Origin of the sequence: Alteribacter aurantiacus DSM 18675 (assembly GCF_000429705.1) — a bacterium.
Taxonomy (GTDB): Bacteria; Bacillota; Bacilli; order Bacillales; family Salisediminibacteriaceae; genus Alteribacter; species Alteribacter aurantiacus.
The window spans coordinates 1-13,941 of the sequence record NZ_AUCJ01000010.1 but is presented as its reverse complement, the minus strand read 5'-3'; the positions used below and the strand labels follow the sequence as shown (position 1 = coordinate 13,941).

At 47.2% G+C, this 13,941-nt stretch carries 9 protein-coding genes; 6 read left to right on the top strand and 3 right to left on the bottom strand.

The genetic code is table 11. The annotated features are described in order from the left end of the window. The first annotated feature begins 206 nt into the window (after positions 1-206). From G476_RS20900 to G476_RS0100080, 3 genes are read left to right on the top strand one after another with little or no spacing between them, the layout of a single operon-like run. Positions 207-866: a transposase gene (locus G476_RS20900; RefSeq protein ID WP_051314586.1), complete on the top strand. Its 660-nt coding sequence runs from the start codon at positions 207-209 to the stop codon at positions 864-866. Between the two features lie 15 nt (positions 867-881). Further along, the gene (locus G476_RS20895; protein WP_035185845.1) at positions 882-1,244 is read left to right on the top strand and encodes a single-stranded DNA-binding protein; all 363 of its coding nucleotides are present in this window, start codon (positions 882-884) and stop codon (positions 1,242-1,244) included. Next, on the top strand, positions 1,241-1,525 hold the full coding sequence (locus G476_RS0100080) for a hypothetical protein (protein ID WP_026688309.1): 285 nt from the start codon (positions 1,241-1,243) through the stop codon (positions 1,523-1,525). The genes G476_RS20895 and G476_RS0100080 overlap by 4 nt, the downstream gene beginning before the upstream one ends. Before the next feature lie 126 nt (positions 1,526-1,651). Here the strand turns inward: G476_RS0100080 and manA are convergent, their stop codons facing one another. Then, a complete protein-coding gene (gene manA, locus G476_RS0100075; RefSeq protein WP_026688308.1) occupies positions 1,652-2,605 on the bottom strand; it encodes a mannose-6-phosphate isomerase, class I in 954 nt (317 codons plus the stop codon). 236 nt (positions 2,606-2,841) lie between these two features. Between manA and G476_RS0100070 the strand changes: the two genes are divergently transcribed. Together G476_RS0100070 and G476_RS0100060 are read left to right on the top strand one after the other, a co-directional pair. Then, positions 2,842-4,623 (top strand): alpha-glycosidase, encoded by a 1,782-nt coding sequence (locus G476_RS0100070; protein WP_026688307.1) that lies wholly within the window; start codon positions 2,842-2,844, stop codon positions 4,621-4,623. Between the two features lie 1,066 nt (positions 4,624-5,689). Continuing rightward, positions 5,690-10,138 (top strand): S8 family serine peptidase, encoded by a 4,449-nt coding sequence (locus G476_RS0100060; protein ID WP_425387194.1) that lies wholly within the window; start codon positions 5,690-5,692, stop codon positions 10,136-10,138. 49 nt (positions 10,139-10,187) lie between these two features. Here the strand turns inward: G476_RS0100060 and G476_RS0100055 are convergent, their stop codons facing one another. Together G476_RS0100055 and G476_RS0100050 are read right to left on the bottom strand one after the other, a co-directional pair. Then, positions 10,188-10,709: an acyl-CoA thioesterase gene (locus G476_RS0100055; RefSeq protein ID WP_026688304.1), complete on the bottom strand. Its 522-nt coding sequence runs from the start codon at positions 10,707-10,709 to the stop codon at positions 10,188-10,190. Positions 10,710-10,755: 46 nt separating this feature from the next. Continuing rightward, a complete protein-coding gene (locus G476_RS0100050; protein WP_026688303.1) occupies positions 10,756-11,658 on the bottom strand; it encodes an ROK family protein in 903 nt (300 codons plus the stop codon). Between the two features lie 627 nt (positions 11,659-12,285). Here G476_RS0100050 and G476_RS0100040 point away from each other — a divergent pair. Next, the gene (locus tag G476_RS0100040) at positions 12,286-13,395 is read left to right on the top strand and encodes an IS110 family RNA-guided transposase (RefSeq protein ID WP_026688301.1); all 1,110 of its coding nucleotides are present in this window, start codon (positions 12,286-12,288) and stop codon (positions 13,393-13,395) included. Positions 13,396-13,941 lie beyond the last annotated feature (546 nt).

Genomic DNA, 13,941 nt, shown 5'->3' with positions numbered 1-13,941 from the left:
GCCAATTTCTCATATTTGCTGCGGATTTTTTTAGCACCACAGGATTTTGCTGTTTCGTCACAAACGTCACGTTTCACCCGGTCGTACGTGAAGTATCCCCTAGGGCAAACTTCACGTACGGCAAAAAAATGCTTTAAGTAAAGGAGGATCGTTCGACCACTCACTCTCCCCAAAAAATTGAAATTTCCACTAAAGGAGCTACCTATATGGCTCGAAAACCCCGCCAGTGGTTTCCTGGTGCCATCTACCACATTACTTGCCGCGGAAACCACCGAAGTAACTTGTTTTTTGAACGAAAAGATTACTTCAAGTATGTTTCACTGCTCGATGATGCTTATCATTATTCAACTTTTCATCTTCATGCTTTCTGCTTGATGACCAACCATGTCCATCTCTTGATCGGAACAAAAAGCGATCCACCTCATAAGGTGATGCAGCCGCTCAACTCCATGTACGCCAGATACATCAATAAAAAGTACGACTTAAAAGGTCATCTGTTTCAAGACCGCTACTATTCAACTCCGGTCCCGTCATCACACGCCTTAATGAAGACGAGTGCTTACATCCATAACAATCCGCGAGCGGCGGGTATGGTAAAAAATCCGGAAGACTATCCTTGGAGTAGTTATTATCACTACATTCAATCACAAGTAAAACTCGAAACAACTCGCCAAAAAGCACACTCACTAACAAGAGAAACATCTGTAACATTTTTAGATCAACACCCATCCCCTCCTGCACCATTGTCACTTTCAACCGAAAAACTCACGTCCCTGTTTCCGGTGCCAAGTCATATTCATTACCAGACGTATGTCGAGCGCGAATGGAAATTGTCTTGTTTGTTAAAAGAAGCTTTTCAAAACTAAGGAGCGTGATTCCCCATGTTGAACCAAGTAAATTTAATCGGACGAATCGTTAAAGACCCCGAACTTGTCTACACAAAGGATGGTGTGCCACTATCAAGATTTTCACTAGCTGTGAAGAGGAGCTACAAAAACCAAAGCGGCAACTACGACGCCGATTTTATTCCGTGCACGATCTTTCGAAACAATGCAGAAAAGATAGCCGAACATTGCGGCAAAGGATCGATGGTCGCAGTTTCGGGCCGATTGCAGTCAAAAGTATACGAAAACAGTGATAACAAACGGATTTTCAGAATGGACATGATCGCAGAAGACGTCCAATTCCTTCAACTTAAAAAAACAGAATCCTCCACTTTACAGGAAGCAGGTGCCGAACAATGACAACCGCCTTAAAATCGTCCTCAACCGTTACAGAAATGGACTTACTCAAATCCGTCCTTCATAAACTCGCTCACATAGAGCGTGCCATGGTAAAAAAAGAAGACCTCACCTTCTTAAACAAAGGAATGGGTGAGGCCATAGAACAGATGGCTTTTCTTCAAGAAGACATCCTCGAGTTTAAACGAAGCGTGGAAGCGAAGCACATCGAAAACATCAACTCAGACGAAGTCATCCTCCGCTCCTTCTTGGAAATGTCCCACCAACGTCCTTCACACTATTAACCCCATCTAAAACAACCCCTCCTTCGGTCAGGATCATATACCTGAAAAATGGAGGGGTTCTTTGTTTGATTGATGGCGTGAGCCCTGATGATCATGCGTTCATGCGTCTCTCGGCTTTTTTTACCCTTACGAACTTGTTGTATGGGCAGCCATGAGGGTCATGTTGCCGTTGAGTTCATAGCGATCTGCGGTTGACGGGATGATAAAATGGCTTCCTTTTTCAAGCTGATGGGTATGGTTTCCGATTGTGATCTGCCCTTCTCCATCGACGACGCTTACGAGCATGTATTCGTTCACGTCACGGGTCACTGTTCCGTTTAGTGTCCAGTGGTAGACTGTGAAATAGTTTTCTTCAATGAAACGTGTAACCGTGAGATCTTGTTCGGTCCATTCCTTTTGATCCGAGCGCGCGTCTTTGTGGGGCACCATGGAACAGGCGATGGAATCGGCGATATGCAAGTCCCGTGTGTTTCCTGCATCGTCTGTTCGGTCGTAGTCGTAAAAACGGTACGTAATATCGGAGCTTTGTTGAATTTCCAGAATGACGATTCCCTTTCCGATGGCGTGCACGGTCCCACTTGGTACGTAGTAGAAGTCCCCCTTCTTCACTGGAACTTCCCGAAAGAGGCGATCCCACTCCCCATTGTCGACCATTCCACGGAGTTCGTCGCGGTTCTTTGCATTATGGCCGAGGATAAGTCGAGCGTCCGGTTCGTGATCGAGAATGTACCAGCATTCTGATTTTCCGAATGCATAGCCTTCATGCTCTTTTGCATAAGTGTCATCCGGGTGGACTTGGACGCTCAAGTCATCTTGGGCATCGATGATTTTTACGAGTAGGGGGAACTCGTCTCCTGGTTCGTTGTTGAATAGGTCACGGTGGTTATTCCACAGATCGCGCAAGGTTTGGCCTTGGTGGGGACCGTTTACCACAACGTTTGTGCCGTTTTCATGCCCAGATATCCCCCAGCACTCTCCTGTGCGGCTGGACGGCGTGTCGTATCCGAACTGTTCGGCAAGCTTCTTCCCGCCCCATATTTTTTCTTTTAACACGGGTTCAAATAATAAGATGTTGTTCATCGTTATTCCTCCTTATATGGCCTGTCCAATCTGAAATGGACACGCTTTCACGGTCGTGCTATACTGAAAATGTCAAAAAGTAGAGCGTTTGTGAAGTGCTTGTGCAAACGCTTGCATTACTCACTTTTACTCAATATGTAAAGTACTATTTTATCATTGTATATCCACCGGTACCACAGGGGTCTGACCCCGCACAATTTTGTGTGAAATTATGGAATTAGCAGGAGGGACTATTGATGTTATTAGAGGCTATTCTTCACCAACCGAAGTCGCACTATGCGTATGCGTACGACCATGAGACCCTTCATATCCGCCTTCGAACGAAGAGAAACGATATGGACAATGTGTTTTTAATTCACGGCGACAAGTACCGCTTTACTCAGGACTACATTCAGACGACGAAAATGAACAAATTTGCGAGCGACCGTTTATTTGATTATTACGAAGCTGCTGTGAAACCTGAATTTCGTCGTTTCGCTTATGCCTTTCGACTTGAGAGCGGTAAAGAAACGCTCTATTACAATGAAGTCGGTTTTCAAGAAGAAGGCGCCCAGTCTACATCCGGGATCGGTATGCTTGAGAGTCCGTCAGGCATGTTCGAGTTTCCGTTCTTGAATACTGCAGACGTAAATGCACCTCCTGCTTGGGTCAAAAATGCGGTTTTTTATCAAATTTTCCCTGAACGTTTTGCCAACGGGGACGCATCATTGAATCCTGAGGGCGTTGAAGAATGGCATGCCGATGCCGTTCCGACCCGCGACAACTTTTTCGGCGGCGACTTACAAGGAGTCATCGATAACCTCGACTACCTTCAAGACCTCGGGATTACGTGTATTTATTTCACACCGTTTTTTGAAGCGAAATCAAATCATAAATACGATACGATTGACTATTTAAAGGTCGACCCTCAATTTGGAGACAACGAAACGGCCAAGCGCTTAGTAGATGAAGCCCACAAGCGTGGCATTAAAATTATGCTCGATGCGGTCTTCAACCATAGCGGCTACTACTTCCCACCGTTCCAAGATGTGTTGAAAAACGGTCGCCAATCTCGTTTTGCCAAGTGGTTCCACCTTCGTGAAAACGAAGTGAAAACAGAACCGTTGCCAAACTATGACACGTTCGGATTCGTAGCATCCATGCCAAAGCTTAACACAGAAAACCGTGAAGTAAGAGCGTACCTTCTTGAGGTGGCCCGTTATTGGGTAGAAGATATCGGCGTGGACGGCTGGCGTTTGGATGTCGCAAATGAGATCGACCACGCATTTTGGCGCGACTTCCGTGATGTGGTGAAAAAAGCCAATCCTGAAGCGTACATTCTCGGTGAAATTTGGCACAATTCCATGGCTTGGCTTGGTGGTGACCAGTTCGATGCGGTCATGAACTACCCGGTCACAAACAGCATTCTTGAATTTTTCGCTAAGAAAACGATTGATGCTGAAAGCTTCATGGGACGTTTGGACGCCATGCAAGTCGCTTATCCAAAGCAAGCAAACGAAGTCGCGTTCAACTTGCTCGATTCCCATGACACCCCTCGCCTCCTAACCATCGCGGACGGAGATAAAGCACGAATGAAGCTGGCCGCCACGTTCCAGCTTACGTACACCGGTGCACCTTGCATCTACTACGGAGATGAAATTGGGATGGACGGGGGCAACGACCCGGATTGCCGCAAACCAATGGTGTGGGAAGAAGATCGCCAGGACAAAGAGCTGTTTGCTTTCTATAAGCAATTGATCGCTCTTCGAAAAGACTATCGCGCGTTTCGTGACGGATCGTTTCGCTTTCTTTCTGCTGAAAAAGGCGAACAATCCGTTGCCTATGAGCGAACCGATGACACCAACCGATTTATTGTCATCCTAAACGGAGACGACAACGAGCAAACAGTGACCCTCGAAGGACTTGCCCAAGGAACATTCCGACCAATGTTCAAAGACGGTGAAGCACTAAAAGTAAAGAAAGAAAAACTGTCCATAACCGTCGGAGCATACGAATCTCTCATTTTGAAGGAACAATAAAAGACCTAGAGCCGGGGGCGGCCGCATTTACCGCTCCCAGCTCTTTTTTTGTAGTATCCGCACCATGTGCACGCTTTCACATAGGGTCAGACCCCATGTGAAGTGGTGAACGTGGGTCTATCCACCCCTGGGTATCTATGTTCCTATCGTTTCGACTTTCTTTTGTTTCTTGTATGAGGTAAGGACCCTTTTATCTAGATTAGACCCAGGACTCATGAACGTCTTCCCTCTCCCTACCCCTAATTTGGCTCAATACTTTCGTACCGTAGGCCTCCTCCTTGATCCGACATATTTCCTCACTTCTTTCGAACCAAATCTTTACAATTATCAGTCTTTAGTGGAAAAATACTACAAATCCCACACCAATCTCACATTTTACCAAACTTCTTTACTAGTTTTACAAATTTTCAGAATTCTTTTGGCTTATTTTGGCTAAAAGCTAGTGATTTATTCCAAATTGTTCTATAAAATCCAGTTTAACAACACGAGACTCCCAGATCAGACAGTCCCAAATTACTGAAAGGAGGATCGAAGCCCACTTAAACTTCTGAAAAGGTTCGAGACGTTCGTTACGTATGGAACATGATGAATGTCCCTTGTTTCCGGATCTACCAACTTACCCGACACGAAACCTAAAATGGCCCGGGCAAGCTGCATTCTATCACCTATCATAGTATGAACGCTCACAAACGAGTCAACATCCTCTGTCATTCCTCCCAGTGACAAAGGATCACACTACCCTTTTCAGTGCATGCGCTCAGTGGTCAAAAAGATTGGCAGTCCCCCCTCTAAGGTTGCCTACCCTTTTGTATCCCTGAGCCCGTCACGGGAAACGAAGGAACCCGCATCACGACCACACAACAAAGCTATCCGTAAAGTCCAAAACAATGTAGCAGACAATCAAGTGTTAGCGGCCACCCGTACATATGCATCATAGCTCGTGCGGAAAAGCCTCAAGAACAAGCATTCACGTTTTATGAACATCCATCCGCAAAATGTTCGGGGGTCTGTCCCCAAAACATTTTGTGCGGGGTCTGTCCCCCGACATTTTCATAAAAAAGAAGGAGTGGTTGATTTGCCGAGGAAACGAACGATGCGACAGTGGATCATCTTCACGATGATTTTCGCTTTAATGATCCCATTATTATTACCACAACATGCTGGTGCCCAAAATGTGAGCGCCGGAGACCAAGCTTCGATCTCTTATTTACAAGAAACGAATAAAGATGCGGCTGTTGAGATTAGTAGTAAAGTAGTCAACGAGTTTAAAGAAGACAAATACGTCTCTTTCCTAGTAAAAATGAAAGACCAAGTAGACACGGAACAAGTAGCAGCAGACGTGGCGAGCAATAAAATCCAAATCGCCAACACGTCTGACGTAACACTCGCTCAGCGTACGGCGATCGTTTCCGAACTTCGCTCAGCGCAAATGGAGTCCCAAAAGGAACTTAAAGCATTCCTTGAAAAAGAACAAGCTGCCGGTAACGTAGAAAGCTTCCAATCTTTCTACATCGTTAACGGACTTGAAGTAACAGCGACAAAAGAAGTCCTTGAATCTTTAAAAGGATTTTCAGAGATCGCTGAAATTACGCCAAACGAAACCTTCCAAATTTTAAGTGCAGGCGGTCCTGACCTTAAAGCAGAAGGCGCTCCAACTTCTACTCCTGAAACGCAAAACGAAAACGTGGAGTGGAACATCGAGCAAGTTGGCGCTCATGAAGTATGGGATATGGGAATCGACGGTTCAGGTATCGTCGTTGCCAACATGGACACAGGTGTTCAGTGGGATCACCCAGCCCTAAAAGAACAGTACCGCGGATATGATGCAGCATCCGACTCTGTTGATCACACGTTCAACTTCTTTGATGCTGTAAACGGTCAAGAAGCTTCGTATGATGATCACGGACACGGAACGCACGTAAACGGTACAACTCTTGGTGCTGAACCAAACGGCACGAACAAAATCGGTGTCGCTCCTGGCGCTGAGTGGATCGCAGTTAAGATCCTTGCTGCTTCCGGTGGCGGATCTCAAGCGAACATCCTAGCCGGTGGTGAGTGGGTACTAGCGCCAACTGACGCTGATGGTAATCCTCACCCTGAAATGGCTCCAGACGTTGTAAACAACTCTTGGGGTGGCGCAGGTGGACTGAACGAATGGTTCCGCCCGATGGTACAAAACTGGCAAGCAGCCGGAATCTTCCCGGTTTTCGCTTCTGGTAACACTGCAGGTCCTGGAACAGTCGGTGTTCCTGCAAATTACCCTGAATCCTACGCTGTAGGTGCGACAGATTCAAGCATGAACCTTGCAAGCTTCTCATCTCAAGGGCCATCTCCTTATGGTGAAATGAAGCCTGATGTTAGTGCTCCTGGTGTAAACATCCGTTCATCAACTCCAGGATCCACATACACTGGCGGCTGGAATGGTACGTCCATGGCATCGCCACACGTAGCTGGTTTAGTAGCTTTAATCAAACAAGTAAACTCTGACCTTTCCCATGACGATATCTCTGAAATCATGGAAGAAACTGCAACACCACGTACAAACAGTCAGTACCCAGAAGCACCAAACAACGGATTTGGACACGGAATCATTAACGCTTATGACGCCGTAGCCGGTATCCTTGACGGACTTGGAAGCCTAACAGGTAGCGTGCTTCAAGACGGAGAAGACACTGAAGCTCCGACTTACCAGCACACAGCACCAGAAGAAACATACGAAGGTCTTAACCTTCCACTTGAAATTCACGTTCAAGATAACGTAAGCATCACAGACGTAACGCTTTCGTTTGAAAAAGACGGCGAATGGCACGAGCTTGACGCATCTCGCTCAAGCGGAAACTACCGTGACGCTACGTACACGGTTTCTATTCCGGGCTCAGACATTGACGCACCGGCAGTAGAATACTTCTTTACGATCGACGACTTCGGTGGTAACACCGTTGAAACAGAAGTATACGAAGTGGCTGTAAACGAAGCGATCTCCACAGGCTATTACCAAGACTTCTCTAGCACACCAATCGGCTGGATGAGCTTTGGTGAAAACGACAGCTGGGAGTGGGGCGCGCCAACATCCGGTCCTGGTGAAGCCTACACTGGCGACAACGTGTACGCTACAAACCTTGGCGGTGACTACGGCAACAACATGAACGCTACACTCATCTTGCCTCCGGTACAAGTTCCTGATGAAGGCGACTTCTACCTTGAGTACAAAGAGTGGTTCAACTTTGAGAACAACTACGACTACGGCTACCTTGTTGTTTCAACAGACGGTATGGACACGTGGGAAACCCTTCACACCGTAACCAATCAATCTGGTGGGTGGGTTGACGCATCCATCGACTTGAGCGACTACGCTGGTGAGCGCATCGTTGTCGGCTATAACGCTTACTCCGACTTCATCATCGTCCGCCCAGGCTGGTACATCGACCACGTTTCTCTAACAGACGAAGCAACAGGCACTGACGATTTCGGTGGATCTGTTGGCATCATCGACTCTGGAACAAGCTTTAGCTCTATGAACACAATGATGGCACCAATGAACCGTGGCATCGGCAACATCCAAGCTCCTGGTTTGGCTAAAAAACAAACAGATCCTTCCGTACACGTTGCTCCATCAGGTAAAGACGCATCCTTCACCCCACCTGGACATCGCGACGGTCACCCAGGTAAAGGCAAAGGCCGCGACGGAAACTCTGATAATGAAGAGCCTGTAGTAGAAGACAATGGCGGACTTCCAATTCACGCTACAGTATCTGTTCTTGAATCCGGACGTTCCGTGCAAACGAACCCGGCTGACGGAAGCTTCGGCATGATTCACCCTGCTGGTGACTTCACAGTCCGCGCAGAAGCATACGGATTCCAAACTGAACACCAAGACGTTGTAGTAGAAGCAGACGAAACAACCGAAGTTCACTTTGTCCTTGACGAGTTGGACAGCGGAACCGTTTCAGGTACAGTAACAAATGCAGCAACAGATGAGCCAATTGAAGGCGCGACCCTTCTATTAAAAGAAGACCCACGCGTGTCACCTGCTCACACGGATGAAAACGGTGAATTCTCAATTGACGCTTACGAAGGAACGTACACGTTACAAGTATTTGCTCCTTCTTTCTACAGTGACGAAACTGAAGTATCAATCACTGGCGACGAAGTAACCGTTGCTGACTTCAGCCTTACACCATTCATCGGATTCCCTGGTGAAATCGGCTACGATGACGGTACTGCTGAAAACGCACGTGCATTCTTTGACGCTGGCAACGGATGGGCTGTACGCATGAGCCTTGAAGACGGTCAGGACAGTGCCCTTATCACAGGCGGATTGTTCCGATTCTGGGATACTGAATGGCCTGTACCAGGTGGAACTGAGTTCCAAGTTGCTGTTTATGACGCAACAGGCACAAACGGCGCTCCTGGAAACATGATCGCTGGACCGGTCGACGCTGAAGCAAACCGTGACGGTACGTGGACGCAAGTAGACCTTTCAAGTGAAGGCGTTGTAGTAGAAGGGGACTTCTACATGATGTACATCCAGACTCAACCAAATCCTTACGCTCCAGGTCTTGGAACCGATGAAGACGGTCCTAACGCTGAGCGTAGCTGGCAATATGTAGGTGGATCGTTCAGCCAAGCTCCGGCAGCTGAAGGAAACTACATGATTCGTGCCCTTGTGAACTATGAAGTAACCGTTCCTGAAATCACGTCTCCTGAAGACGGAACATTCACGAACGAAGACAGTGTCACTGTTGAAGGACAAGCGTCTCCTGGCGTTGACGTCCACGTTTCCAACAACGGTGAAGAAGTCGCTCACACGACTGCAGATGACAACGGTCATTTTGCAACTGACGTATCTCTTACTTCAGGTGAGAACGTTCTGACTGCTGCTGCAAGCACAGAAAACGGACGCACTGGTGAATCTGCACCGGTAACTGTCATCCTTGATCAAGAAGGTCCAGAGCTTGTTGTGACAAGCCCAGCTGACGGCGACCGCGTAAACACAGAAACGGTTCGCGTTCAAGGTCAAGCGATTGACGAGAACCTTCAACGTGTGAACATTAACGGTCAACGTGCCGACATTGACGGCGAAGGTAACTTCAACCACCGTCTCCTCCTTGACGAAGGTGCAAACGACATCCGCGTCGTTGCCATCGACAAAGCAGGAAACCGCACAGTTGAAAACATGACCATCTATGCAAACTTCGGTGACTATGAAATCACAAACTTGAAGCCTGACGAAGACAGAGATTTGGCTCCCGGCCAAACAGTTGAAATCAGCTTCAATGCTGAAGAAGGACTCGACGCATCATTCGTGATCTTGATGCCTCTGACTAACCTTGGTGTTCAAAACGCAACTGAACTTCCAATTCGCGAACAGTCTCCTGGCTACTACGTGGGTTACTACACAGCAACCTCAAACGTAGAAGCACCAGGTGCTGAAGTGGAAGTCATCGTCCGCGACGACTTTGGTAACGAAGTCCGCGAACGTGCTGCAGGTAAACTTAACATCAACGTACAGTAATCTTTAAAAACAAAAAGGATGCGTGCCAACCCTGGCGCGCATCCTTTTTTTATCCCTGCTCCCACAACCGCTTCGTCGTCAAATGAGCAGCCAGCTCCTTACTCTCCTGCCGACGCTTCTTTCGCGCCTCAAGCCTAACCGGCGCCGTTTCATACAGCTTTTTCTCCTCATCCGTTTCCGGCACGATCTTCGGTACCGGTACCGGCTGTTTATCCTCGTTCAACGCCACGAAACTTAAGAATGCCGTAGCCGCAATCCTACGATCTCCATTCAGCAAATTCTCTGCCACCACTTTCACGAACACTTCCATCGAACTTTTCCCCGTCCACGTCACAAACGACTCCAAACACACAGAATCTGACGGGACGATCGGTGTCAAAAAGTCCACCGAATCCGTGCTCGCCGTCACAACAGGCATCCGCGCATGACGAATCGCCGAGAGAGACGCCACGTCATCAATAAAACTCATCAATTTCCCACCAAAAAGGGTATCATGATTATTCGTATCGCTCGGAAACACATGAGCCGTCTTCACGACCCACGATTCCTTACATGTTTTTGTGTCTGCCATCCTATATCCTCCTTCATGCTCGTTCATTACTATGTACCCACTCACCCTATTTTAAACGCTTCACCCCAGGTAGCAGCGCCGCGCCAATCACACCAGCATTCGTTCCGAGCCCCGCTTTCTTCATCTTCAAATGGGCTTTCATGCTTGGGTAAAGAAAACCGGAGACCTTCTCCTGCAATAGTGGCAACACCGACTTTTGTTCCATCACACCGCCACCGAAGACGAACACGCTGGGGTTAAACGCGTTCGACAAATTTGCCACGCCGATAGCGAGATAGCCGATTGCCTCACCAATGATCTCCACCGCTTCCTTCTCCCCTTGATCCGCACGCTCAAACACCTCGATCGCCCCGCCTGTTACACCTAGCCGTTCTCGCCCTACACGACCAATCGCCGTACCCGACGCCAACGCTTCCAAGGCTCCCGGGTTCAAATCCCCGTGTTGATAGCCCCCGGGCTCTACTATCATATTGCCGATTTCTCCAGCATTTCCTTGAGCACCGAGAAAGAGCTGGCCATCAATCACAATCCCTGCTCCAACACCGGTACTAACTGTTATGTACACCACGCTCGCCTCACCTCGGCCCGCTCCGAAGCGCGCTTCCGCTAAAGCAGCCGCATTCGCATCATTATCAAGGGTCACAGGAAGACCCGTGCGCTCTTCGAGTAGCTTAGTAATCGGCACGTTCTGCCACCCAGGTAAATTCGGCGGATCCAAAATCAACCCGTTAAACGGATCAAGTGGACCAGGCGCCCCTAAACCAATCCCACCAACCGGATTACTTCCTTTTACACGCTCAACCATTGCGCACACCTTATTCAAAAACGCCTCCACGCCTCGCTCCGGCTCAGACGGCGCCTTTTCATGAACCTCCATCTCTCCACGGTCACTTACAAGAGCCACTCTCACACTCGTACCACCCAAATCAATCCCAATAGTATGCCCCATCCCACACACTCCCCACCATTCAAAGTCCTCCCCATTATACAATGTTTCACAAAACCGTGCGGGAACCAGTTACCCCATAAGCCATCAACTAAAGGATTGAGTGTAGCAAATAAGTTGAATAAAGGTGTAGCCGGAATGTTCTTCGCTTTCCGCGGCGGTGCCGGCAAGCCTCCTCGGGCAAAGCCCTTGCGGGGTCTCGCCTGGCTCCCACTGCCGCAGGAGTCTTCGAACATTCCGGCTACACCTAATCACAGGTCGAAGTTTATATCGTTTGTGATAAACAATAGCTTACTGGTTCACCCTGTCAGGTATCTTCCCTTTACAAGGTTAAAGGAGGTATATCTTATGATGAAAAACACTTTAAAGAAATCCATAGACGCACTTCATTTCGCTTTTCCTAAAGGTATTTTAGATTAGGTAGTTTTGTTAATGGAAAAATGGAGTGAAAGGTGGCGACTCCAGCGGGAATAGCATCAGCTGAAGACCCCGCAGGGCGTCTTTCCCGAGTTATCATGAACGAAACTAGCCCCTTACACGTAAAGTCGTAGGTTAATTTGGTAAGAATGTTTATTGACTAAATAAAACAAAAACCAAATTAGAGCTACATTACGGAAGGAGCTAGTTATTATGAAGGATACCTTAAAATTTGTAGGTTTAGACGTGTCAAAAGATAAAATTGCAGTCGCAATTGCCGATGAGGGACGAGAATTGCCGAGATATTATGGCATGATTCCTCATACACCTGAAGCAATTAAAAAGTTAATTAAGTCAATAGGAGATCCCCACACGTTGCGTATGTGCTACGAAGCAGGCCCAACAGGTTACTCGCTTCAAAGGCTACTTCAATCTCTAGATATACAGTGTGAAGTTATTGCGCCGTCTTTGATTCCTCAAAAACCAGGTGAGCGTATTAAAACAGATAGGCGGGACTCGATCCGTCTTGCACAATTATATCGAGCTGGAGAATTGACTCCGGTATACATCCCGAATTCAGATGATGAGGCTCTTCGTGATTTGGTGAGAGCACGTGAAGACGCCAAAGAAGATGAATTACGTGCCAAACACCGGTTATCTAAATTCTTGTTGCGTAATGATATTAAGCCACCTAAAGGTGTAAACAAGTGGACGAAGAAATACCGCGATTGGCTCGACAAATTAACATTTGAACGTTCTTCATTACGAGTTGTTTTTCAAGAGTATTATCATCAAATTAAAGAGTTGGAACAACGAATCCTTAGATATGAAGAAGAGGTGAAAGTTCAAGCGAACGAAGGTGTCCATGCCCCAATGATTCAATCGTTACAAGCATTAAGAGGTATTGCACTGATTACTGCGACAAGCCTAGTAGCTGAAGTTGGTTCCTTTAGGCGATTCCCTACCGCAGGTCACTTTATGTCCTACGTAGGTTTAATTCCGAGTGAATACTCTAGTGGCGACAGAAGGCAACAGGGGGAAATTACGAAAACAGGAAATCGTCATGTTCGTCGTTTGTTAGTTGAGTCTGCATGGAGTTATCGATATAAGCCTGCGGTGAAAGGAGAATTGAAGAAGAGACAAAATGGACTTTCTCCAGCCATTCAGGGCATTTCATGGAAGGCTCAAAACAGGCTGCACAATAAGTATTTTAGGTTACTATCTAGAGGGAAAGAAAGTGGAAAAGCCATCACTGCAGTAGCTAGAGAACTGGCTGGGTTTATATGGGCTGTTACTCAAGAAGATAAAAACGCTCTTAAGTAGAGTTCGTTGAGATAAGAGTCGTAAGACTGTAGAGAAATGATTTTGGTGTTGATATGCAATAAAAAAAGATGGCTGAGAATAGGGCTCGAAGGCAAAGAGTAATACCGGGAAGGAAAACCCACGTGCCTCCTCTGTGCTACCCTTGTCAAAGGTTAACGCACGCTCCGAGTTAGTGGAAATGTCCTTCATACGGAAAGATAAAATGTGAAAACCCACGAATATCAGAATGCTAACCGCAGTAGAGTTTTTGCCTTCGTGCCGTGTTCTCAACATCTAATCAAAAGGAGGTAGGGTATCTAAGAATATTTCCACCCTTTAGCTTTATAAGAGTCTCAACCCTTTGAATGGCAGTCAAGGAGAGCACTTGACAACCATTCAAAGGGTTGAGGAAGAATGATTAGCTAAAGGGGGACAAAATCAGACTGAATATAAAGGACAACCAAGTCAAGAAGCCCAGAATAGCTTTCCTTCTTAAAGTTGCCCAAAAACAGGATCATAATCAATATTTCAGCGGGGCCTTGAAAGTTTCGTTCATATCAGGAGGCT